Below are 24715 nucleotides of genomic sequence, written 5' to 3' on the forward strand. Positions count from 1 at the left end.
TAAAATTATGTGGTTATATGGGTAATTGTCGCTGGCACACTGGAGCCATAGAGCAGTGGCAAAAGGTCAATCGCAAAACTTTCAGCTCATACCTTCTGCACGTTTGAAACAGGGCAAACGTTTATTGCAATCATGAGCGAATAAATAACAAGCAGAAAATGTAACCAATCGGTAGTGATATAAAAAGTAGGTATTGAAATGAAAGGTTATTGGTAAGGAGTGGCAATTGAGTTGGATAAAAAAACCTAGACCCGAAGGTCTAGGTTTTTAGGTGTGGTTTTTGAGGCGTGATTAGAAAATGTAATCAGCAGAAAGACGGTATTGGAAATCCTCTTTCCAGTCTGTTGCGCCGTTATGAATGTCACGAGTTGATTCTTTACGTAGACCAGCACGTAAGCGCCACTTGTTGTCGAAACGTTGTTGTACTTCAAAGGTGTGGCGAATACGGTTCCATCCTTCTTGCCCTCTCACTGTGTAGCGTGGAGAGAAGTAATAAGAAACCGTCGCTTTGTTTACTTTGTAGTGGAACTCATTGGTTGGCTGTACTTGCCAGCGTGAAGAGTCGTCGCTATCTACGTGGTTAATGTCAAGGATTTCTGGAACGAATACCCATTGGAATTTTTTGCCGAAACGAACTCTGTTACGTAGACGAAGTTCACCGCGCTCTGAGTTATTAGAGTTTGTTTCTGGGAAGTGGTCGATACGAACACGCACATCTCTCAGTAACCATTCTGGTGTGCCTAGCTTCGAGAAAGTCGTCTCTGAACGCCAACGAGTATCATCGTATAGCTTCTCATTGTCCGACTCACGGTATTTTAGCACTGAACTAATGTGGTCATTAAACTTATACCCTACATAGCCTTCCATACGAAAACGGCTAGCGGAATCATCTTTTTCGATACCAAATAGAACATTGTTGTCATTAACTTCAATACCCGCTTCAATGGTATCGGTATAGGCTTGGTTTAAATAAAACGAGCCCTTTGCTGCCAAAGCAGCTGGCGCCATCACTGCTGCAATAAGTAAAATAGATGCTTTTTTCATTATTTGATTCCCTTGGATTGATCTTATATTTAGCATTGGAACGATTTAATTGTCCTAATGTCTGACAAATATGTTAGATACTCTTTCGGCTTAATAATGAGAAATAAGTCACAGCGGATGTATTAATGATAATTATTAAATCAATAGGGTTATATTTACTTTTTATATTTGAATTAATTTGTTACAGAGCGTCAATCGCTTTGAAATTTTTCATGATGATTTTCGTTTCTAAGTATCCTTATGAAAATACTAAGATTTAATTTCTCTTAATATGCACCCATTCCTACTTGTCTAAGTTATTTTTCATAATATAGATTTATTTTCGCCTAGGCATTATATTTGTTTCTGATAAGAATTTATGACTAACTTTTTGATTTTACTGTTAAGTGATGCTGGCTTGATGGCGAGTTCAAATGGGGGGTGTGTTAGTGAATGTAACGAAATGGAAGAGCTTCTATTTATTGCAAAGTATGAAAATAATAATTATAAATGATGGGTAAGATGATTTTATTCAACTCTGTTCACAGATGGATAAGGTTGTTGTTATCACGTTTCCCATTTTCGTGATAAATAATTTTTATTATTTAGTTAGTGTGGGAGTATTATTGGTGTTGATTCGGTGTGAGATTCTTGATTTTTATTATTGCTAAGTAATCTTATTCGGTGTTGATGTATATATGTGTAGGCTAACTTGATATTTACATGGTGGTTTTTATCAGGATACGGATTTACTCTCGCTTTAATACCCTGAATCGAAAATGATACCAAATAAGAGTTCAAGTTAACTAACCAACAGTTAGTGTGACGGTGAGTAAGCCTAACTCAGTGATTGATTCTACGTTTTTAGGTACTAACTTTGCTTACTAATGGAATACAAAAATGAAAACCTTACCTACCTCACTGATAGCAGCACTTTGGTTGTTAATCAGTATGCTATTTGCTCATAGTGCATTGGCGGTCTCAGTGGCTCATCTTTCTACAGGTAGAATAGACGCGAAAACGAGCATTATCGTAGAACTTGAAGGCGCAACGTTACCTATCTACTTACCTGTTAAAAAGGATGGTGTTGATATCGCTGCAGAGTGGGCATTATCCCACGATCATAGCTTTCAATATCTCGATGTTGAGAAATATGGCTTAGGTGAGTTTGAGGTCAGTCTAAGTAGTGTCAGTAGAAAAAATGGACTCGATAAACAAGAGCATATTTCAATTTATGAAGCGTCACCGAGTATTCGCGTCGTAGGAACGGGTCCATTTGTTAATGCGAGTGGGAACCGAGCCATTCCTATCGAAGCGGTGAACGCGACCGCAGCGAGTCTTTCTATTTACAAAGTGAATGATATTCCTGACCTTTTTAACGAGTATTTTTACACGAATAAGCTTCTTTCGTGGCGTGCAAATCGATTAAGAAAAAACTTTGAACACGTGACGGATCTCACCTTCAAGCTGCCTTTAGGTCGTCCGAATGAACCTAAATTATCCAATCTCACTCTACCCGACGAGCTAGAAAATGGCTGGTATATCATTGCAATAAAACCATCAGATTTGTTTGATGATCCCGAGGTTTTCCATGTACTTCTGTCTGATATCGGCTTACAAGCTAAGGTATTTGGAAAAAATGCCTCCCTTCAAGCGGTAGATCTTAAATCTGGCGAACCACTTAGCCATGGCAAAGTAACCATTATCAGTAAAGATGGTGTTCGTGCTACTGCTGAGCTCAACAATGGGTTTGCTCAGTTTGAGTATAAAGAAAGAGCAGAAACGGACATCATCCTAGTCGAGCATCAAGAACATTTGGCAATATTGCCTTTGAAAGAAGTGCCTCTTGATTTGTCTGACTTTGATGTGACTGGAGCACAGCAAAAAGCGCTCAGTACGTTTATATTTTCGAACCGTGACTTATTCAAACCCGCTGAAACAGTCTCATTCAATATCGTATTAAGGCAGGTGAGCGGGCACTTGTCTGCGGAAAACAGTGTTTTTGTTGAGGTGATTAAGCCTGATGGCAAAGTTGCAGTATCTGAAACGCTAGATGAGCTTAGGTCTGGTCTATTTACCTATGAGTTCGCAATCCCTAGTTCAGCTAAGCTTGGAAGGTGGACACTGTCGGTGAAAACGAACGCGAGTGAAGAAAATGGTCTTGGACAATTTTTCTTCAACGTTGCAGAGTTTGTCCCGGAACGCATGGACTTAGACATTGACTCCCCAGAATTTGTTGTCGCGGGACAAGAGGTGTCAGTATACGCATCAGGTCGCTATCTATACGGACAAAAGGCTGCGGGTAACCGATTCGTGGCGTCTAGTGTATTAAGATCAATTGATTTCTTTCCCGGTCAATACCAAGATTATTTCGTTGGCAAACAACATTACATTAGTTCGTATGAATCACCTGATGATGTCGAAATTGAATTGAATGAAGAAGGGCATGGTGAATATCAGCTCACTGCTATCGATCCAAGTGTTCTTGATGGACCCGCTCGTCTAACCGTAAGTAATCAACTTTTTGAAAGTGGTGGAGCAACAACGACACGGGTAACGCGTCTATTGGTTTCCAATCAAAACTCCGTAGTGGGAATTCGTCCGCATTCAGAGCAATTTAACTATTTTGATGATGCGAATTTTTCTTTGCTTCTTCTCAATCATAAGGGCGATAATCCTGTCTCCGGTAAAGTCAGCGTTAAGCTAGAACGTAACCGAGGTGGTTATTATTGGGTTTATAGTGAAGGCTCTGGCTGGGATTTGAATCGCGATGATAAATGGCGTCTCACAGATTTTAAGCAGATTGACTTTGGTCTTAAACCCCAGTCTCTTTCTTTTCCTGTTGAATGGGGTAACTATCGTGTTACGGCTACGTCACCTGATGGTCAAGAGACAGTATACAGTTTCTATGTCGGCTGGAGAGAAGGCGAAAGGCAAGTCCCAGTAAAACCAGATCAGCTGGCTATGTCGGTTAATAAGGAGAGTTACCTTGATGGTGAGTCAATCGATATAGAGATCAACTCTCCGGTCTCTGGTATGGTTTCGCTTGAGCTAGTGGGTGATCGGACTTATGTGCAAAAGCAGGTGCGTACCGAAGGCAAACTGACCACCCAGATCCAACTGCCAGAATCACTAGCACGACATGATTTATATTTAATTGCGACTCTGGTAAACACGGAAAACGCTTATACTCGTCGTCTATTAGCGGTTCAACCGATCAAGCTCAATCGTGATAACAACAAAATCGATGTTCAGCTTGAGATGCCTCGGCGATTCGAGCCATACAAAACGCATTGGATTACAGTTAAGGCAAAAACGAAAGAGCCTTTGCAGGACCCTTATGTGGTGTTGACTATTGCTGATAAGGGGATTTTGAATCTCTCTCGATATCATGTGCCAGATATCTTTAATCAGTTCTATGGTCAAAAGCGCCTTACTGCAGATATTATCGACCTCTATTCTAGACAGTTTGAAACAAGACCATCTTCATTTATCACTCATCGGTATGGTGGTGATGGTGATTCGGACAGTAGTGGTAGACCACTTGATGGACTTGTCGAAAGCAAAACGTTTAATCACGTATTTGCTCCCGTTGCTCTAGATAAAAATGGTGAGGCACGTATTGAAGTTAAAGTGCCTGACTACAATGGCGAAGTTCAAGTTGTCGCCACTGTTATTGATCGAAATCGATTTGGTCATCACGTTGAAGATCTTAAAGTCAGTGCCCCAATTGTTGCGGAACTGTCTGTACCCCGCTTCTTTGCCATTGAAAGCACGAGTCAAATAATGCTCGAAGCCGCCAACCAAACGAATGAACCCCAAATTGTGACACTGGACATCGCCACGCAAGGGGGAGCGGAGCTGATTGGAAATACAACTAAAACTTTTAAGCTCGATCCTAATGAAAAGTTCGCTTTTCCAGTCGATGTGCGTGTCGGACATTCAGTGGGTCTAGCCACATTCACACTATCGGTGGAAAGTGAGGTCTACAATGTTACTCGAAGTTGGCGTGTTCCGGTGCGCTCGGGTACCCCATACGTAACAAAACAGACAACAAAAGTTATTGCACCGGGACAGAGTCTCGCGATTACGCAACGCCAGTGGGCAGGGATTTTACCCATTGTTCAAGGTGAGAGTACGGTATCTTTTAGTTATACCCCAAAGGTCGATCCTCTTTCATTTGCTCAAGGTCTTTACCGATATCCTTATGGTTGCGTTGAGCAAACAACAAGCAAAGCCTACCCTTGGTTGCTGAATGAACAATCACTGGAACCACTCAAGAATAAAGTCGTTGGCGAGATGTCCGATAAGGATATGTTGATAGCCGCTGTAGCGCGTCTTGAAAATGCTCAAAAGTCTAATGGGGGATTTGGTTTGTGGGGATCTCATTCAAGCGAAGAACCTTGGCTCACTGGTTACGTCGCAAACTTCTTGCTGCAAGTCCAAAAACAGTACCCAGAGATTGTGGCGGAGAAAACGGTCAATCGCACAGTGAGTCGGGCAAAACAACACCTAAGAAACTCAGATGCGATAGGTGAGGACAAGGCATATATTGGATATGTATTAGCATTACACGGAGAACTGACATTTGCTGATGCATCCACACATCTTAAATCAGTCGCTACCTCAGATAGTCTGAGCCAAGCTTATTTGGGTGGGACGTTTTACTTACTCGGCGATATGAAAACAGGGCAACGATTCATCGATAGCAGTATACGAGTGTTTGGCGATAGTTGGGGTAAACGTACAGGCTACGACTATGATTCCCAATTATCTTCGGCTGCTAAGATTGTCTCTATCATTACTAACCTAGAAAAAGTGGGACCTATAGACAATAACCTAGCGAGTTTTCGTATTCATGCCGCTGAGGAGATTTTAGAGCGTATTAAGGGGCGTCGATACTTCAGTACACAAGAGAAATTTGCATTAACCATGGCTGGGTTCGATTTACAAAAGCTCAATAATCAGGTTGTTCATTTACAACAGAATCACCAAAATATTTCAGCGGCAAATGCCATTGAAATGGTGCTGGGTGATCAGTTTAGAAACAATACTGAGAAAAGCATCTATGCCACGGAATCTATAGAGGGTTTTGCTGACCCAGTTTCACTTGCAAGTAGCATTAACGTTGAGCGGGTCAAACGTACTTACTTTGACAACAAAGGAAACAAGAAGTACACGCATCAGTTTAAAGTCGGTGACATTGTGATTGCTAAGGTGGAATTTGAACTCGAAGAAGATATTGCTCGTGGCATGATGATTGACTACATACCAGCAGGCATGGTGATTGAAGATCCCGCGTATACGGCAGCGAATGATATTCTTGAAGCATTAGAGATGACGAATAGTTCTGCCGAGATGATCGAGTATCGCAACGATCGATTTGTCACTGCCGGTTCGTATAAGTCGGGGCGAACATATGTCTACCATTATGTGATGAGAGCAGAAACGCCGACTGATACTGTTGTTCCAAACGTCTACATTGAAGACATGTACTCCCCGGAACGTTTTGTTTATGAGGATGCTAGCTTCATTAACTATCTGAAAATTTGGCGGTAATGAAGGATAAAGACGTCAATGCAAAGCTGAAAGCCATCGGCGGTGCTGTACTGGCATCAACACTGCTGATGTACTCAATTTGGAGCGCCCTAAATTGGGCGTTTCCTTTACCCACATTGGATACTTCTCGTCAGGCCACCAATGTTTTGGCATCTGATGGGCAAGTGTTACGGCAGTTTGCCGATCAAAATGGTGTATTCAGAACACCAGTTTCTCTGGATAAAGTGTCCAATATATACATTGATACACTGTTGAGTTATGAAGACAAAAGGTTCTACCATCACTATGGAGTCGATGTTTTTGCGCTCATCCGCGCGGTAGGTCAACGACTTGCGTATGGTCGTGTGATTTCAGGAGGATCAACGCTAACTATGCAGGTAGTCAGACTGTTTTTTCCGTATCAACGCACATACTTGGGAAAATTAATACAGATCTTTCGTGCACTTCAACTAGAGCAACAATATAGCAAACAAGAGATACTGGAGTTTTATCTCACTTATGCGCCAATGGGGGGGAATATTGAAGGGGTAGAGGTCGCAAGCCAACGCTATTTTGGCAAATCTGCCCATGAGCTAAATATCATTGACGCTGCATTGTTAGCGGTAGTCCCGCAAAGACCGAGTGTTTATCGACCCGATCGTTACCCAGATAAGGCAAAAAGTGCGAGAAACAAGGTACTTCGACGCCTAATGGTTAATGGAAAACTCACCCAAAACGCGTATCAATTATTATCGCAAGAGCCGATAGTTTCCCAGAGAAAACCCATTAAAAAAGGGGTGCCGCTGTTAGCGCGAGAGCTGAAGAAAAGGTATCCAAATCATACCCAAATCCAGACACATATCAGCAGTGAGTTGCAATCGGATATCTCTGATGTCATTGCTCAACGATTCTCTACACTCAATAGCCAACTTTCTATCGCAGTTTTGGTTATGGAAAATCAGTCTGGAAATGTAATAGCTTACAAAGGCTCACTCGACATTGATAATCAGACCAGCTTTGGGCATGTGGATATGACAAAAGCGGTTCGTTCGCCCGGCTCAACACTGAAACCGTTTATTTATGCACAAGCGTTTGAGGCGGGGCTGATTCATTCTGAGAGTCTGCTACTTGATATTCCAACCGATTTTAGTGACTACCAGCCTCAGAATTTTGACCAAGAATTCCAAGGTCGTATCTCAGCATCTGAAGCTCTGCAACAGTCTAAGAACATTGCTCCAGTTTTTTTGCTCAATCGAGTAGGGGCACAGACGTTAAGCGAACGGCTTGAAGTCGTCGGGGCCTCATTACGCCTTCCAGAAGACAACTTAACCGTTGCGTTAGGCGGAGGTGGTTCAACGTTGCGCGAGCTTGTTATGTATTACTCAGCATTTAACCGCCAAGGTGTAGCTATAAAGCCCAGACTAGGGGCAAGTGAAAGCCTGAGGGAAGCTCGAATAATGACAGAAGAAAGTGCTTGGATAGTAAAAACAATACTGGAAGATATTCGTCCACCAGATCGAGCAAGAGCAAACTATGGTCGTAACGTTGCTTGGAAGACGGGCACTAGCTATGGCTATAGAGATGCTTGGGCGCTTGGAACCAGTTCAGACTACACCGTTGGAGTTTGGGTTGGACGACCCGATGGAACGCCGTATGTAGGACAGACAGGGGCAACTCAAGCTGCCCCTTTGCTATTTGATGTTTTTGACCTTTTACCAAAAGATACGATCAAACAGCAAAAGCCAGAGACCGTTGTTCAAACCGATATCTGCTGGCCAAGTGGACTCGATGCCAAATTGGTGAGCAGTGAGCATTGTAGGCTAAAGAAACGAGCTTGGACTATCGATGGATTAACCCCAAGAACGCTTCGGGAAGACGACCAAATTGAGAAGATGCACCAATGGCCTCATGCTTTGACATTATGGCGCCAAAGTACAAATCATCGAAAGATTGACATTCTTGTGCCGAGAGACGGCAGTCATATTTATTCATACGCGGGTCAAACGATACCTTTAAGGGCTTCAAGCGATAACGTGCGATGGTATTTGGATGGCTCGGTGACGAGTAATGTGTTGTATTTGGATGAACTAAAAGGTGAGCATAGGCTCACTGCTTGTGATGGGAACGTTTGTGGAGAGGCAACGGTGAATGTCTATTGATATTAAGAGTATGGTTCTATACCAACAATGTTCTATACCAACAATGTTGGCTACCAAGTCAATACAATTACTCATATTTCCAGCCAAATGACGCATCGCTGCCTCAACGTGTCGTAGTAACTTTAACCGAGAACGAACTTCCGAGACAACTCACGTCACTAGCTATCTTATAGAACTATTTCATACAGCTATCTCATACAGCTATCTCATAGAACGATACGCGATGGCATCACTCTCGAAGTCAGCACAGAAGATACACCTTGAACGCTAACTATCATGCTGCTTGGGGCTCAAGGAGGGTTGGTCTTTGTTGGTTATGATAAATGGATAAATAATACAAAAAGCGTGGCTTTTCGCGAGGTTTTAACGCCCATACACTTTATCTAGTAATTAAATAAGTGATTAAATTCATATACTTTGGTTAATAACATGCTCAATGTCCACTTCTGATAATGAAAACATTTAGCAATTGAGAGTAGGATGATATTGTATGATGATAGTGTTTGTATAAGAAACATAGGAAAGAGTGTTTTCAATGAAGAAAAAATATTTAGCTGGTGCGATTTCACTGGCGTGTCTATTTGTTTACGGCTGTGGCGGAAGCAGCGATGGTGGAAGTAGCGGCGGCGGTGATGACTCCGAAATCGTGATTGATGGTAACGCGGAATCGGTTGAAGAGTTACAGGCTGAGCTAGAAGCTGCCACTGATGGCGATACGATCACGCTTTCTGGTGATTTTAGTTCGACTGAACCGGTTACGTTTACGCTTGATAAGTCTATAACCCTTACTGGCAGTGCGACAGCGGCAAGTTCGTCTAGCGATGGAAAAGCCGTGATTTCTGGCAATGTCTGTTTTGACGTTCCTGATTCGGCAGATGGTCACGGGGGCATTACTCTCTCAAATCTTCATTTTGAAGATATTGAAATGGAAGAGAGCAGTGATGGTCAATCATGTGGCAGTGAAAGTGCTTCACGCTCTATCATCAATATCGGTAAAGTGGGCACGGGTGATACTTACGTGACTCTTGAGAACCTCAGTTTCGATGGTAGCGGTTTTGACGAGTTAACGGGTAACCCTACGGCTTGGATCTATTCGCGTGGTTTAGTCAAAGTCATTGATAGCTCCTTTACCAACAAGCAGACGGTGAATGCAGCGAATAGCATTATCTATTTGAACTGTGGCAGTACTCGTGCGGACGACTCTCTGTTTGACAATAACAATTTTAGTTTGGAACAAACCTCTTCAGACGTCGCGGGTGTATGGGTTGGTCAGTTTGATGGTAAAAGTTGTGCGGCTAGTGTAACGGACAACACCTTTACTAACTTCGCGACGAATACGACGGACACTGAGGACGAGTTTGCCGCCATCGTTGATGGTAGCTCAGACGGTGTTCAGATCTCAGGTAATGATTTTGGTGACGGAGAAGTCACTGACCCAGAAGAGCCGGGCGACGGTGATGTGGTTGCTCCCTATTCGCTATCTGCATTCTCTAGTGTTATTGACCAATCTAAATTGCAACGTTGGGACCCGACATTAAGCGATGGCGATAAGCTTGAAGTTAAAAATAGCACCATTGCTGATGATGAATACTATGACGACTATTTCTACGCTTACGATGGCTCTGAAGAAATGGTCTTCACTATGCGTGGTGATAGTAATCGCTCGGAATTGCGTGTAGAAAATAACTTCGACGTGACTGATGTTGGCTATACCATGAGTGCGAGCTTCCAGCCGATTGATATTGATGAAGCGATTGCTGTGAGTGTTGATGGCGACGAAGTGACATTCTTGCAGGTTCACAATAATAGCGGTGATGACTATATCCCTCATCCATTGCTGCGTGTTACCTATGAAGAGACTCGTGACGACCTTGACGGTCATTACTGGGCAGTCATCAAAACCAATGCGCTAGACTGTAGCTCCGATAGTGACGATTACGGTAGCGCCGATTGTAACGACTCTTATGAGCGAATTAGCCTTGGTGAAGCGAATTTAGACGCGATGACGGATATTGATATTTCCGTTGGCAATAGCCGTTTAGTCATTACGGTCGAGGGTGAAGAAAAAGTTGACTACGATATCAGCTATTGGGGTGATCTACTGAGCTACTTTAAAGCCGGAGTTTATAACCAGTACGATGTTAATGGTGCGGATTATTGGTCAGAAGCTCGCTTCTCTAAATTAACCGTATCAGAAAATAGTGAAGAGCCCGATCCAGAGCCAACCACGGGTTGGGATATCGATGAGTGGAAGATCACTATCCCAGCAAGTAAAGATGATTGGTATGGTGATGGCGGCACTTCTGCTGCGGAAGTCGTCCCTGCGTTTTGTGATGATGACAGTAAAGATGTCTTAAGCGACGATGCCGATCTGGTTTATAAAGAGTACGAAACCGATATTTCATTCTTCAATGTGATTGATGGTCGTATGCACTTCAGAACTGATATGGGCTACGGAACATCAACGAGTAACTCAAGTTACATTCGTTCAGAGTTGCGTGAACTGTTCAATGCGCAAGCGTTGGATACCTGTAGCACCAGCAACGATGACCGAATGACGAGTTGGTTTATTGATGACAGTGCTACAAATACACAGACTCACAAATTGACCTCAGTGTTGCGTATTGAAGAATACCCGAGTATTAGCGGTCAAGATCCTAAAGTGGTTGTCGGTCAGGTTCATGGCTGGGAGATCTCGCAAGCTTTGGTTAAAGTGCTGTGGGAAGGTGAAAACAAGCCAGTACGTGTCATTATGAATCAGGGCTTTTTTACTGACAATGAGAAGTGTGACGACGATAACCCGGTTAATAACTGTGATGAGTGGTCATTCAGTATCGAGCTTGGCACGTATGCGGCAGATGTGGATTGGCAGTATGTGATTCAAGTTGACGAAGATGGCATCTATCTGGCGACAGAAGACGAATCGGGTGCGGTTGAAAAGCAGATCAATTGGGGTGTCGCGTTCCAAGATAAGGATGGCGATTCAGTTACCATGTCAGAAGATTGGGCGGGTAATGACATCGCTTACTACTTCAAGGCGGGTATCTATCCTCAATTTAAACCTGACAGCGATAATGCCGGCGAGCGCTTCGATGTGAGTTTCTCAACGGTGAATATCGAACATAAATAACCCAACGGGTAAAACTAAAATTGCAGCCAATCGGCTGCAATTTTTTTTATCTCTCTGGTCGACTACTCAGCAAGAGTTTGTGCTGGGGTAGGCTTGCGTCTTATTAGCTTGTGCCAACGAATAGGCATCATAGGCACGACAATTAAGGCAATACCCATCAAGGTCAATAGGTCTGGGATTTCATCAAACCACATCACACCAAATAGCGTGACAAAGACTAAACCAGAGTATTCAGCAAGCGCAATTTGGTTCGCGGGTGCTTTGTTGTAAGCCAACACGACCAGAGCATGGTATCCAAGAACAAACAGGTTGATCGCCAAAATCCACCCTAACTGAACGGTATTAATATCGGTCCACTCTCTGAGGGCAAGAACGAGAGAAACCGGCAGGGTCATGACTGATGTCCAGAACAGGGTTGAAACAATGTGGTGATCGGAAGGCAGCTTCTTCACCAGAATGTTACCCATAGCAAGACCCAGAGCACTCCCCAATGCAACGATCATAGCCCAGTGAAATTGGTCCGGTCTTAGAACAATCAGCACGCCGCAGAAGCCAATCAGAGTCGCTATCGCTTTCTGCTTTGTTGGACGCTCAGCCAGTAAAACCATAGAAAGCGGCAACATCATTAATGGACCAACGTAAAACATGGCGTTAGCGGTCGCGAGTGTCAGGTGAGTGATTGCGACCATGGCACAAGCACTACCGACTAAGATGAACTGCGCACGCAAAAAGGCGATTTTGCCACACCCTTCAAAGCGTTTCTGTTTTGGCAGTCTTAACCACAGAGGCATTAAGATCAACACACTCATTAGCTGACGAATAAACACGTATTGGAATGTCGGCACTTCACCGTTGAGTACTTTTAGAGAAACATCAGAAAAAGACGCAAGTAGATTGGCCAATACCAATAGCAGTATGGCTTGATGGGTCACTTTATTCATGGGGGTTCGTTGTGGGCTTATGTCATACAAAATAGAACGGTGGCGAATCATACACCATAAGTTTGAGTTTGGCTTGGGTATAGATAAAAAACAACCAAAAAAAAGCCCCGAGGTAGTCACCTCAGGGCCCGTATTTAGACAATCTGTGAGTTACACTTTGAAGCGGCCAATTAGACCTTCAACACGCTCGTTAAGCAGCATGATGTCCGCAGATTCAGTGACTTGCTTGTCACTCAGTTCGTTCAAAGCCATCACCAAGTCATTGATACGGTGAATGTTCTCATTCACGCTCTGAATAACGGTATTTTGCTCACTTGAAGAGGTCGAGATCTCAGCATTGAAGCCGCTGATAGTCTCAATCTGTTGATCCAGTGTTTCTAGCATCGTTACCGCTTGGTCGACTTGCTCACGAGTATCGTTACAGTTGCGTTTGGTATGTTCGATAGAAGAAACCAGACGCTCAGACTTATCTTGAAGTTTCGTGAGTGCATTTTCGATTTCAGAGGTACTGACTTGAGTACGATTCGCAAGGGCACGAACTTCATCGGCAACGACCGCGAAACCACGACCATGTTCACCTGCACGTGCTGCCTCAATCGACGCGTTCAGTGCCAGTAGGTTAGTCTGCTCTGCAATGCTACCGATCACATTAACGATAGACTGAATGCTTTGCGTTTCGTCTGCCATTTCAGCGATATCTTCCGATGTGCTGGCAATTTGTTGCTCTAGGTCAACGATATGCTGCTGAGTAACGCTGTTGATCTGTTTGGTTTCATCACTGTAATCAGACGCTTTGTTTGCAGCTTCTGCAGCGGAACCAGAGTGTTGCTCAACCACCACAGAAGAGTTTGATAGCTCATCAATCGCAGTCACGATCTGAGTGGTTTCGTTGGTGTGCGTTTCCAACGTGTGGTGTGTATGCTTAGAGCCTTCTTCGATGATTCGAGTCTTGCTGCCCAACTCAGTCGTCGCTGCACGGACATCGCGCAACATCACCTGTAGACCATCAATGAATTGGTTGATGCTGAGCGCAATCTGACCTAGGTCATCGGTGCTTTTCACTTCTAAACGCTGGGTTAGGTCACCATTACCACGAGCAAGGTCGTTCACGATCGCTTTTAGAGACTGAATTGGCTGATAAAGTTTATTTAGAATCAGAATCACTGCAGCGATAGAAACTAGAATCGCTAAAAGGATAGTAAAGATGGCTTTTTGGCTTGCAGCGGTGAGATCAGACAGCGCGATGTCTTTGTTTACTGCCACAACCATTTGCCATGTCGTTTGCTTGCCCAGTTCGATAGGCTTTGTCACCACTAGCGAGTCAACGCCATTGATATTGCTCTCTGAGAACTGACCTGGATTTGCAACAAACTGGTTTACTTGGTTTGCAAGAATAGAGTCTTGAACGTTAGTTTGCGCATTGACACCTTCAAGAGTCGACGCAACCACCATGCCTTTTTCATCAATCACAAACGCTTTTGCTTCACTGATGTAGTTCAAGCCTTCGAGCTCTTCCCTTACCTTATTGAAACGAATGTCCGCCATGATAACGCCGTTACCTAAGTTGTAGGTCACACCGATCATTGGAGTTTGGTCACTCTTTGTGAAGAAAAGGTCACTGAGTGACAGACCAGACTGACGCTTTGAACCAGAATACCAAGGACGAGTTCGAGGGTCGTACTTGCTCTTGATGCCAACACCGTTAGGGAAAGATTCAGAAGGGCGCGAAGTATAAGAAGAGCCGTCATCATAGCCGACGAACATTTTATCGACACCACCAACCTGATAAGCAATATGCATCAACGTTTCTTGAGGCACATGGTCGACTTTTCCCGATTTTAGTTCATCAGCAACGGCATTAACCGCGTCAATGGTTCGCTGTACCTGATCCTCTAGTTGAGTCACTTCGCGAGATAGGGAGGCATCAATGTTACCAAGGATGCGTTGGTTAACTTGGTCTTGCAACGAATTATACGACAGCACGCTGGTCGCGATTAGCGAAACAGCGGTGGTAATTGTGGTAGCAAGTATTAGTTTAGACTTAAAGCCCAATTTCATTACGTTCATAGCAGTGTTAATACTCCGTATCTCATTTAATCTGATCGAAGTGAGCCTCGTTGTATCTCAGCTCAATTTATTTTTATTATTGATTTAGCGAGTTAGAGAGAGGATTGTTCATACGCTCTCTAGATCGACCAAATGCTTTTTGACGGTCAACTGATTAACATCAGTATCGTTCAATATTTTTATCCACTCGGGACGTTGAATCGCCAGCATCGCTTTTAATTTAATCGATGGTTGCCTTCTATTTCGACTGATGGGTGGTGATCTTTAGTGGCTTGTACTACTTTTCTGTCAGAAAATGGGGTAAAGATCCAATAATGACTGATGAATTAAAGAGTTACACCTAAAAGTTCTTCTTCTCTCTTCGTTGCTAGCTTGGCAGTGAACCAAAAACAGTAGAAAGCACCTCGCTGATTTCGAGCATACCAATGATTAAACTGACGAGAGAAGCACCCATAACGACCGAAACGTCACTGTGATCGCAGTTAAGTCATACAATAACGGTAAGCAGATAGATCAGGCATATCCCGAGATTTGAATCATATAGGGGATATCTCCGTAAGACAATTCAGCTAAAAGTTGTAGGAAATCACATAAACTCTTTAAATTACAACCAATTATATTGATAAACATAAAAACACCGATATAAGTGATGTATAAAATTGTGTCAAAAAATTGATCTGAGTCGCATTAATTTTATTTGTAATACATTAAGATTAATGCCGTTCAAATAGAGCCTTATTCCATTATAGTAATGGTCTAAACCCTTGTATGACGGGGGTTGTGTGCAGTTTACATTTAATAGTGAGTTGCATATGACACTGAGTGCTTATTTGATCTCTATTGTCAATCGTCTGGTGTGACACCCCAACATCATGCTATTGCATAAGGTGATTTTTAGAATTCAGCTAAGGCGCAAATTTATGCGATTTGGCATAACCAAATTGTTCTTCTTGACCCCAAGCGAGAAGAATGATGTAAAACCTACCTTGATAAATAATAAGAGACGGTGCTTCTAGTACACCTCTCACACCCCCACAGTCTAAGTTGACGTCACTCAGCTAAGATTATGGATCTCCTAATGTCGTTTACCCTCATACTATTACAGGTGGTATGAGGGTTTTTTTTGTTCAACTAGTCCTACAATATTAGCGTTAAATTCATTTAACTCTTTAAACATTTAGTAATTATTTTATTGAGTTACCTGCACGGTTATAGTGCATTTGCTGCTCAATTCGCCTCAAATTCCCCCAAAACATCACATTTTGTAATGATTTTTTGTGAAATAATGTTTAAAATATGAGGCAGCTAAAATGTCATACAATAGATAGACCTCTAATCATGATCGAGGTCACGCATTTATTATATTGTAGTACAAAATGCATTTGTGGCTGTTATAGTCACACCCAATCGAATAACTCATCAGAAGGTTTTCACGATGGATCTCAATGTTTTTATTGTAGGTATCTACTTCCTATTCTTGATTGCAATAGGTTGGATGTTCAGAACATTCACTAGTACAACTAGTGATTATTTCCGAGGCGGCGGTAGCATGCTTTGGTGGATGGTAGGCGCAACAGCGTTTATGACCCAGTTTTCTGCTTGGACCTTTACCGGTGCAGCAGGTAAAGCTTATGCGGATGGTTTTGCGGTAGCAGTTATCTTCTTAGCAAACGCTTTTGGCTACTTAATGAACTACCTATACTTTGCGCCAAAATTCCGCCAACTTCGTGTTGTTACGGTAATTGAAGCAATTCGTATGCGCTTTGGTAAGTTCAATGAGCAAGTATTTACTTGGTCTGGTATGCCAAACAGTGTTATCTCAGCAGGTATCTGGCTAAATGGTCTAGCGATCATCGCATCGGGTATCTTCGGCTTTGACATGACGACAACAATTATCCTAACTGGTCTTGTTGTTCTAGTAATGTCTGTAACTGGCGGCTCTTGGGCGGTTATCGCATCTGACTTCATGCAGATGGTTATCATCATGTCGGTTACCGTGACTTGTGCTGTTGTTGCTATTATTCAAGGCGGCGGTGTTGGCGAGATCGTGAACAACTTCCCTGTACAAGAAGGTGCATCATTCGTTTCAGGTAACAACCTAAACTACCTAAGCATCTTTGGTATCTGGGCATTCTTTATCTTCTTCAAGCAGTTCAGCATCACCAACAACATGCTTAACTCTTACCGTTACCTAGCGGCGAAAGACTCTAAGAACGCGAAAAAAGCAGCACTTCTAGCTTGTATCCTTATGACTATGGGTCCACTAATTTGGTTCATGCCATCTTGGTTTATCGCAGGTCAAGGTGTAGACCTAGCCGCTCAGTACCCAGATGCGGGTTCTAAAGCGGGTGACTTTGCTTACCTATACTTCGTTCAAGAGTACATGCCTGCAGGTATGGTTGGTCTACTGATTGCTGCAATGTTTGCTGCAACTATGTCTTCTATGGACTCAGGTCTAAACCGTAACTCTGGTATCTTCGTTAAGAACTTCTACGAGCCGATTCTACGTCCACAGGCGTCTGAAAAAGAGCTAGTACTTGTTTCTAAGCTAACGTCTACTTTCTTCGGTATCGCAATCATCCTAGTCGCGTTGTTCATCAACTCGCTAAAAGGTCTGAGCCTGTTCGATACCATGATGTACGTTGGTGCCCTAATCGGCTTCCCAATGACTATCCCTGCATTCTGTGGTTTCTTCATCAAGAAGACGCCAGACTGGGCTGGTTGGGGTACGCTAGTAATGGGTGGTATCGTTTCTTACTTCGTTGGTTTTGTTATCAATGCAGAAATGGTACAAGGCTGGTTTAACCTAGAGCCTCTAACGGGTCGTGAGTGGTCAGATCTTAAAGTGGCTATCGGTCTAATCGGTCACCTAATCTTTACAGCTGGCTTCTTCTGCCTATCGACTCTGTTCTACAAGCCTCTATCTGACGAGCGTCAGCAAGACGTAGACAAGTTCTTCGAAAACCTAGACACGCCACTAGTGGCAGAGTCTACAGCTCAGAAGAAACTGGACAACAAACAGCGTCGTATGCTTGGTTCACTAATCGCAGTCGCGGGTGTCGGTGTAATGGCTATGTTCCTACTACCAAACCCACTATGGGGTCGTCTAGTGTTCATCTTGTGTGGTGCAATCGTAATGGGTGTAGGTCTGTTGCTTGTTAAAGCCGTTGATGAGACTGTTGAAAATGCTTCTGATGATGAAGCGACAGCATAAAGCTAATAGGACGATAAGTCTTAATTAATCCATAAGCGGCTGATTATCAGCCGCTTTTTTTTGGTTTATTGCTGGAATCATAACAAGGTGAGTTTAACCTACCTCTAAACGAGCAGCGGTCGCTGTTAGCTCGTCATTCTTGTCCTTTTTATCATGAATCAATCTATCGTAGATTAATCGTCGCCACCATCGTCATCACTATCGATGATGTCATCGTTGACATCTGAAGCATCAGAATAGCCATCATCACTTTCACTGTCAGCAATGGACTTCTTGCTGTTTAGGGTATGAAACTTCTTTCTATCCCGTGCAAGGTGAACATATTTCATCCATGCCTTTTCTATCTTACTCTCTGGCGCTTTTTCCAGAGCGAGTACCTGTAAGAACTGTTGTTCTAATTCGGTTTCGGGTCGTAGCTCGCCCGATTCAAGTAAGCTTAACGTATCACCATAACGGATCAGGATATCCTCTTCAGCAATGGTGAAATCACCGGATTTTGCAAACCCACGGCGAAATTTTTTATTGTCATAAAACGGCTTTTTTCCTAGCCGAAAGTCTGTATTAGAGAAATTAGACATAGCACCCTCAATTCAATAACGATAACCATTGGACTTTGCCAATTATGACCGGACAAACCATAACCAAAAAAATTATAGCCAGTGCTGTGAATTTTTCTAACTGTTGATTTACGCGGCTAGTAAGTCGTATTGATTAGTTAAATAACGGATGGTCAGAGCACCAGTTTTATCGAGTTACCCACGGTATCGGTGGTCGCTTGAACGACAGGTGCAGTGATTAAAAGAGATAAGACCAACCAGTTTGTTTGCTGATACTTTTACCGGATAGCTTTAAATATTCATGACTGAACCGTGAAGTTTTTGTGGCGCTGATTGAGTTCCGAAAATGGCTACGAGTCACTTTAATATAAGGTACACTTTGGGTAAGTTTTTATACGGTGTTCAATAGGATTCGACACAGATGAGAGTGGCGCAGGATTTACAACAATATCGGACCGCACGTTTATCAAGAGATGCACGCTTTGACGGAGCGTTTTTCGTTGCTGTCAAAACAACGGGCATATTCTGTCGCCCAATCTGTCCTGCAAAGCTACCAAAAGAAGACAATGTTGAGTACTTTGACCACGCGCCAGCCGCTATTCAAGCGGGTTATAGACCCTGTTTGCGATGCCGACCGGATAGCGCGCCCGAGTCTTGGGCTTGGAAAGGTACAGAAACCAGTTTTCAGCGTGGGCGTGCATTGGTAGAGGCGGGAGCATTGAATCAAGGAAACATCGAAGATTTGTGTCAGAGGCTGGGTATATCGAGTCGTTACTTTAGACAACTGTTCCAAACTCATCTCGGTATGTCGCCAAAGATGTATAGCCAGTATCATCAATTAATGTTCGCGAAACAACTGCTACACGACAGTCACCTTGCGATTGGAGAGGTGGCCTATGCTTGTGGTTTTAATAGCGTAAGGCGCTTTAATGATGCGTTTAAGAAATATCTTCATTTGACACCGACTCAGGTACGAAAACAGTTATCTGTGCAGCCGCGACAAAATGTGCTTTATCTCAGTTATCGCGGAGACTTTGCTTGGGAATGGTTACTCAATTTCTATCAACTTAGAGCGATTGAAGGCGTTGAGTCTGTGGATAGTGAAAGTTATCAACGCTTTGTCGATCTAGAAGGTGACTTGGCTTGGTTCCGAATCAGCAAAAATAGGCTTAAAAACAAGAGTATAAAGGTAGAATTTAAACTCGATGATGCCACAAAGTTGTATTCTCTGATCGATAAAATTAAGTCCTTGTTTGATATCAATGCGGATACGCAGCATATCGAGGCGCATTTAGTGGCTCAAGACAAAAAGATTGTGCGTATCCCAGGAATTCGAGTGCCCGGTGTGTGGTCTGTTTGGGAGGCAGGGGTTCGAGCGATTCTAGGTCAGCAAGTATCTGTGAAAGCGGCGATCGGTCAATTAAATCTACTTTGCCAAACCCTCAACTATTCTTTGTCACAACAGCTCGTTTTTCCACCTCCTGATCTGTTAGCAAATGCGGATCTCAGCTTCTTGCGGATGCCCGAACAGCGCAAACAAACGCTTAAGAGGTTTGCTCAATACATGTGTCAATCTGAGTCATTAGATATTGAGGACTGGCTGAATATTAAGGGTATTGGTCCATGGACGGTCAATTATGTGCGTATGCGTGCTGGACATGATCCGGATGTCTTTCTTGATGGTGATCTTGTGGTTAAAAAGTATCTCACGCAGCACTTAACAAACGCTCAGGCAAATTTTTCACCTTGGGGCAGTTATGCCACTTTACACTGTTGGAGTCATTATTAATGAAGTACTACACCACAATGGAGAGCCCTTTGGGGACTGTCACCATACAGACCACCGATATCGGTCTTACTGGAATTTGGTTTGAAAATCACACCACCATGCCAAGCGAGTTGGGTGAGCACAACCAGCAACATGAAGTGTTACGGCTTGCAAAGCAGCAGTTACAGGCGTATTTCGCAGGTCAACTCACTCAATTTGATCTTCCTTTAGCAGCAACGGGAACGGCATTTCAGCAGCAAGTTTGGCAGGCATTGACCGAGATTGAGTTTGGAGAATCGTTAAGCTACCAGCAACTCGCCAACCGTATTGGTAATCCTAAAGCGGTCAGAGCCGTGGGAGCCGCCAATGGAAAGAACCCGATATCTATTGTCGTGCCTTGTCATCGCGTCATCGGCGCCAACGGTTCGTTGACGGGTTATGCTGGAGGCATTGAGGTCAAAAAGCAGTTATTAAAACTTGAAAACATCGATATTAAGTAAGCGTGTACCGCATTATTATACTGTCGCATGATATGAAATCAGATCGGATAAAATTGGAATTTACTAGCGCTGATTGCATTATGCAAAAGCGGTTTTCGCATAATGCTCCATATTTTGCAAAAGTTATTGATAGCTAGGTGCCATATTGCGCATATTTCAAACAAATAGACGTGAAAAGTTTATAAAACACAGGTATGACAAGTTGGCACGATAGGTGCATTAGTTATAGTGACCCTTATTAAGCCGAGGGTCACCTAGCCAACTGACGTTGTTAGTGAACCCTTTATTGTTCACAATTGTATATAACCAGTCACCCTGTTTTGTGGCTGGTTTTTTTTTGCTTTTTTATCGCTAGTTGCCTCTGTCGTGCTGATCACTCATTTGGTGTCAACTTTTTTTATGACAACAAGGTACTCTCGGGCAGGTCGCGCCGCGCTCGCAGATTAATCTAGCGTCAGATTCAATTCCTCGCTCGATCCAGTTAATGTTTAATATCTTCGCAATGGTTCGCAAGTTACTACGAATCGAACTAGGAATAGCCGCACTGCCTCCTTGCTGAACACAAAGTGCTTTCAACTCTTGAGCAATATCCAGCGCTTGTCCCCCTTGTGCATCAATGGCGGGATTAAGATCAATGCCTGCACACAGAACGCGGTTGTTACCCGCAGGGTCGGTCATATTGATGGATTCACAGCAGTAAATTCGTGGATCTCCACCGACATCGAGTATTGAAATTTGCGCTGATGTGCCAAGTTGTGGTTCAGAAAGACGTCGAAATACCGCCCAATGCTGGCAAGGATCGTTAACCATACGCATGTTACCCCAAGGTAGCGGTATGCCATTACCACGATATACAGCTTTTAATTTTCCCGGACCATAGGCGTCGAAGTAGTGCCAATGTGGATAAGGTGATACGACGGTCATCCTACGCATGGCTACCGATGGAGAAACCCCTGCCCGTTGGTGAGCATCAATTTCATAGCCGCAGCGATCAAGCAGTTGTCGAAAGGGTACTTTAGGGCAGAGCAAAGCGCCTGCGAAAAAGCTTGATTCAAAATCACGCCACGCCATTAAAATATCTTGTGAATTGAGGGCTGAGCTGTTGCTTGCGCCTAAGTCTTCCCAGTTATTGTTATGCCCGACACTGAGTACGCTTTTCAAACCTTCCGCGCTGTGCAATACACGATGACCAATATAGACCGCTAAGTCGTACTTGAGGCGGGTTGGATACGCTTTAAGGATCTCGTTGAGATAGATGGTACTAGGGGGTTCAAAGAAGGAGGTCACGAGTTGTTTCGCATTAATACCTAATTCGTCCACAACATCTTTGGGAGTGCGACTCACCCATTGCACACTGAGTCCAAGTTGGCTGGCAAAGTCGATCAGATCGTCAACGGAGAGGTTTAATCTTTTGTGACCTATCTCTTCAGCGGCGCGTTCCAAATCAGGGAAATGGTTTTGCAGGCTTTCTTGGTGAGCACGAATCAAAAGGTGAGCAAATTGTCGTCCAGTAATGCCAGTTTGCGATAACATCTCAGGTATTGCTATCTGTAAAATATCATTGGAGAACAGGAAGCTAGGCTCCAATGCCATCCCGCTTATTCCACCTCGATTGCCTTTCAGAGGCGTAATGTCGTCTGGTTCTGGCTCGTTATCTAGAAACCAGGAAGGTTGTTTTTGGAACACTTCAGCAATGACCTCCAGCATATCCACACTGGGTACCCGTTTGCCTCTTTCAATCATCGACAGGTAGGAGACCGATGGCGCGCACTCAGGGTTGATGCGCACGCAACGTGTTGACAGGTCTTCCATTGTCAGGTGGTTACGCTTGCGTAAATTCCTCACCTTAGTGCCTAGAAAGTGAGATTGACGGATCAGGCTTTTCGATACGGTCATTTTGTAAAATTCACACTGTAAAATTTTTGTTGTGAAATTGTAGTAAAAAACGAGCTAGTATACAAATTAACCAGAGTCACAGAATGGAAATAGCCAGTGACAAGGGATAGTGACAAGGAATAATTTCGTAGCGATTGCAACACCGTATAGGGGAATGATGATGAATATGCTGACACAAAATAAGATTGAAAATGACCATCACCAACTGAGCTTTATTGCCCAAGCGGTCTTTGCTGTCGAAGCGACTCAGTCACAAGTGAATGGTGAAAAACAGCTGAGAACTAAGCAGTTGCTGGACCGCCTATTCCCATTAGAAAAAGGTTCTCATCAAGATGTGGTGAGCTATGAAATAGATTATCAACATGTCCAAGCTTATTTCAAGGACGGTCAACATTCGGGATTACAGCATGCTAAACACTTTGTTGCCTATACCGGAGATAAATGTCACCCCTGTTCCATTGTGTTGAGAGACGCGAGTGGTACACACGTTGAGGTGATGATTGGTTGCAGACCAGGCACGGGTCATCTAGAGCAAGTGAATATTGAGGATGTGTTGCTTGAGTGTTGTACCACCTTTGGCGAAAGAGATGGTGACCATGCGAGTGGCATTAGACATTGGGTAAGCTTAGTGAAAGGGGATCAATGTGGGCGAGCTACCGCGTCCAATGAAGATAAAGAATATACCGCCAAAAATGGTGATGATTACAAACTAGGCTTTTGTTTCGATCTCTAACTTTTTAGTTGTTACTCAAACCACAAACCACAAACCCGAAAGCCAATGTACTTTGCTTTCGGGTTTGTGGTTTAACGGTAGAGTGCTGAATCTTGCGTGGTTGCGAATGGGTTAGTAAGGCATGACGCGGTTTCTACCCGCACGTTTTGCACTATACAATTGCTTGTCTGCTCTTTCAGAGAGGCGAATGCTATCGTCTTCTGGTGCCAATTCGGCGACACCAAATGAAGCGGTAATATTGCCTACCGTTTTGCCCCTTCTGCGGTCTTTAATGGTCATTTTTTCAATAGCTAAACGCAGTGATTCTGCCATCTGTCTCGCCACCCTTAACGGCTTATTGGGCACAATGAGAGCAAACTCTTCCCCTCCGAAACGATAAGCAGTGATGCCGCCTTGACAGCTTTGTAGCAACCGAGCGGCGATGCCTTTGAGTATGGTGTCTCCAAACACATGCCCTAAGTCATCATTGAAGCTTTTGAAGTGGTCGATATCGAGCAATATTAGACTTAACGGTTGTTGAGCATCGCAAAACAGCGATAGATCTTTGTCAAAGGTGCCTCGATTGTAGAGTTTGGTCATGCTGTCAAACATGGCATCACACTGAACGCGAGCAAGTTGCTTTTTCAATTTAGTGATCTCATCGCCCGCGCTTTTTAACTGATCGTGTAAAAAGTCGGTGGAGTCTCGAATGTCTCGGGCTTCATCGACTAACTCGCGAATCATGGGCATGACTTCATCGAGTGTCGGCGTTTTTTCTTGTTCCAGTTTGGTTGAGATAGAATCAAAGCTAGTCGTTAAAACCTCGGCAAAGTGCGAGGTATCCGATATTGCGTCAGTCATGGAGTTGGAAAGTTCAACTGCCATCGCTTCCATATTTTGCTTCAGGTTGCCCAGATCTACTTCCGCTTTACCAGCGATATGATTGCGATAGAGAACTTCACCGCTTACCACCGGCATGGCCTCATAATTTTTCAGTAGTAGGTCGATCTCTTTATTGAGCTCTGGCACGATTTCCGAGACGTAGGTGTACCACAGTGCGTAGTTTTCGGGAGTAGTGGGAACATGGTGTTTCACCATTAGCGGTACGGCTTTCTTTAGATTTGCTGTCGACTTCTTAAAATCATGATCCTTCATTGTTAATCTTATCCATATTCGCCAACAATTCTTTGTCGTATTTTGGAGAGTGCTC

13 protein-coding genes are annotated in these 24715 nt (G+C 43.6%); 7 read left to right on the forward strand and 6 right to left on the reverse strand.

The features are described from left to right. Positions 1–291 precede the first annotated feature (291 nt). The gene (locus L9Q39_RS13495) at positions 292–1044 is read right to left on the reverse strand and encodes a hypothetical protein (RefSeq protein ID WP_237485636.1); all 753 of its coding nucleotides are present in this window, start codon (positions 1042–1044) and stop codon (positions 292–294) included. Positions 1045–1923: 879 nt separating this feature from the next. Between L9Q39_RS13495 and L9Q39_RS13500 the strand changes: the two genes are divergently transcribed. The 3 genes from L9Q39_RS13500 (at position 1924) to L9Q39_RS13510 (ending at position 11850) form a co-directional block, all read left to right on the forward strand. Then, the gene (locus tag L9Q39_RS13500; RefSeq protein WP_237485637.1) at positions 1924–6582 is read left to right on the forward strand and encodes an alpha-2-macroglobulin family protein; all 4659 of its coding nucleotides are present in this window, start codon (positions 1924–1926) and stop codon (positions 6580–6582) included. Then, positions 6582–8720, forward strand: coding sequence for a penicillin-binding protein 1C (gene pbpC / locus L9Q39_RS13505; RefSeq protein WP_237485638.1), 2139 nt, complete (start codon positions 6582–6584; stop codon positions 8718–8720). Before L9Q39_RS13500 ends, pbpC begins: the two co-directional genes overlap by 1 nt. A 535-nt stretch (positions 8721–9255) precedes the next feature. After that, a complete protein-coding gene (locus tag L9Q39_RS13510) occupies positions 9256–11850 on the forward strand; it encodes a polysaccharide lyase family 7 protein (protein ID WP_237485639.1) in 2595 nt (864 codons plus the stop codon). 62 nt (positions 11851–11912) lie between these two features. On the opposite strand, the gene L9Q39_RS13515 is transcribed toward L9Q39_RS13510, so the two are convergent. Together L9Q39_RS13515 and L9Q39_RS13520 are read right to left on the reverse strand one after the other, a co-directional pair. Continuing rightward, positions 11913–12791 (reverse strand): DMT family transporter, encoded by an 879-nt coding sequence (locus tag L9Q39_RS13515; protein WP_237485640.1) that lies wholly within the window; start codon positions 12789–12791, stop codon positions 11913–11915. A 150-nt stretch (positions 12792–12941) separates the two neighbouring features. Next, positions 12942–14858: a methyl-accepting chemotaxis protein gene (locus L9Q39_RS13520; RefSeq protein WP_237485641.1), complete on the reverse strand. Its 1917-nt coding sequence runs from the start codon at positions 14856–14858 to the stop codon at positions 12942–12944. A 1435-nt stretch (positions 14859–16293) separates the two neighbouring features. Here L9Q39_RS13520 and L9Q39_RS13525 point away from each other — a divergent pair. Then, positions 16294–18072, forward strand: a complete 1779-nt coding sequence (locus L9Q39_RS13525; protein ID WP_237485642.1) for a sodium:solute symporter family protein — start codon at positions 16294–16296, stop codon at positions 18070–18072. A gap of 173 nt (positions 18073–18245) precedes the next feature. Here L9Q39_RS13525 and L9Q39_RS13530 read toward each other — a convergent pair whose 3' ends face one another. Further along, positions 18246–18650 (reverse strand): MaoP family protein, encoded by a 405-nt coding sequence (locus L9Q39_RS13530; protein WP_237485643.1) that lies wholly within the window; start codon positions 18648–18650, stop codon positions 18246–18248. A 400-nt stretch (positions 18651–19050) separates the two neighbouring features. On the opposite strand from L9Q39_RS13530, the gene L9Q39_RS13535 reads away from it, so the two are divergent. Further along, positions 19051–20418, forward strand: a complete 1368-nt coding sequence (locus L9Q39_RS13535) for a DNA-3-methyladenine glycosylase 2 family protein (RefSeq protein WP_237485644.1) — start codon at positions 19051–19053, stop codon at positions 20416–20418. Further along, on the forward strand, positions 20418–20897 hold the full coding sequence (locus L9Q39_RS13540; protein ID WP_237485645.1) for a methylated-DNA--[protein]-cysteine S-methyltransferase: 480 nt from the start codon (positions 20418–20420) through the stop codon (positions 20895–20897). The genes L9Q39_RS13535 and L9Q39_RS13540 overlap by 1 nt, the downstream gene beginning before the upstream one ends. A 387-nt stretch (positions 20898–21284) precedes the next feature. On the opposite strand, the gene L9Q39_RS13545 is transcribed toward L9Q39_RS13540, so the two are convergent. After that, a complete protein-coding gene (locus tag L9Q39_RS13545) occupies positions 21285–22793 on the reverse strand; it encodes a DUF3612 domain-containing protein (protein ID WP_237485646.1) in 1509 nt (502 codons plus the stop codon). Positions 22794–22953: 160 nt separating this feature from the next. Here L9Q39_RS13545 and L9Q39_RS13550 point away from each other — a divergent pair, with 160 nt between their 5' ends. Next, complete coding sequence (locus L9Q39_RS13550; RefSeq protein WP_237485647.1) at positions 22954–23526, forward strand: aldolase/citrate lyase/malate synthase family protein; 573 nt, start codon at positions 22954–22956, stop codon at positions 23524–23526. 111 nt (positions 23527–23637) lie between these two features. On the opposite strand, the gene L9Q39_RS13555 is transcribed toward L9Q39_RS13550, so the two are convergent. After that, on the reverse strand, positions 23638–24660 hold the full coding sequence (locus tag L9Q39_RS13555; protein ID WP_237485648.1) for a GGDEF domain-containing protein: 1023 nt from the start codon (positions 24658–24660) through the stop codon (positions 23638–23640). Positions 24661–24715: the final 55 nt, after the last annotated feature.

This window comes from Vibrio hippocampi, assembly GCF_921292975.1.
GTDB lineage: Bacteria > Pseudomonadota > Gammaproteobacteria > Enterobacterales > Vibrionaceae > Vibrio > Vibrio hippocampi.

Coding starts and splice junctions, on each gene's coding strand:
- L9Q39_RS13495 (WP_237485636.1), bottom strand. CDS start 1,044: ATGAAAAAAGCATCTATTTTACTTATTGCAGCAGTGATGGCGCCAGCT.
- L9Q39_RS13500 (WP_237485637.1), top strand. CDS start 1,924: ATGAAAACCTTACCTACCTCACTGATAGCAGCACTTTGGTTGTTAATC.
- pbpC (WP_237485638.1), top strand. CDS start 6,582: ATGAAGGATAAAGACGTCAATGCAAAGCTGAAAGCCATCGGCGGTGCT.
- L9Q39_RS13510 (WP_237485639.1), top strand. CDS start 9,256: ATGAAGAAAAAATATTTAGCTGGTGCGATTTCACTGGCGTGTCTATTT.
- L9Q39_RS13515 (WP_237485640.1), bottom strand. CDS start 12,791: ATGAATAAAGTGACCCATCAAGCCATACTGCTATTGGTATTGGCCAAT.
- L9Q39_RS13520 (WP_237485641.1), bottom strand. CDS start 14,858: ATGAACGTAATGAAATTGGGCTTTAAGTCTAAACTAATACTTGCTACC.
- L9Q39_RS13525 (WP_237485642.1), top strand. CDS start 16,294: ATGGATCTCAATGTTTTTATTGTAGGTATCTACTTCCTATTCTTGATT.
- L9Q39_RS13530 (WP_237485643.1), bottom strand. CDS start 18,650: ATGTCTAATTTCTCTAATACAGACTTTCGGCTAGGAAAAAAGCCGTTT.
- L9Q39_RS13535 (WP_237485644.1), top strand. CDS start 19,051: ATGAGAGTGGCGCAGGATTTACAACAATATCGGACCGCACGTTTATCA.
- L9Q39_RS13540 (WP_237485645.1), top strand. CDS start 20,418: ATGAAGTACTACACCACAATGGAGAGCCCTTTGGGGACTGTCACCATA.
- L9Q39_RS13545 (WP_237485646.1), bottom strand. CDS start 22,793: ATGACCGTATCGAAAAGCCTGATCCGTCAATCTCACTTTCTAGGCACT.
- L9Q39_RS13550 (WP_237485647.1), top strand. CDS start 22,954: ATGAATATGCTGACACAAAATAAGATTGAAAATGACCATCACCAACTG.
- L9Q39_RS13555 (WP_237485648.1), bottom strand. CDS start 24,660: ATGAAGGATCATGATTTTAAGAAGTCGACAGCAAATCTAAAGAAAGCC.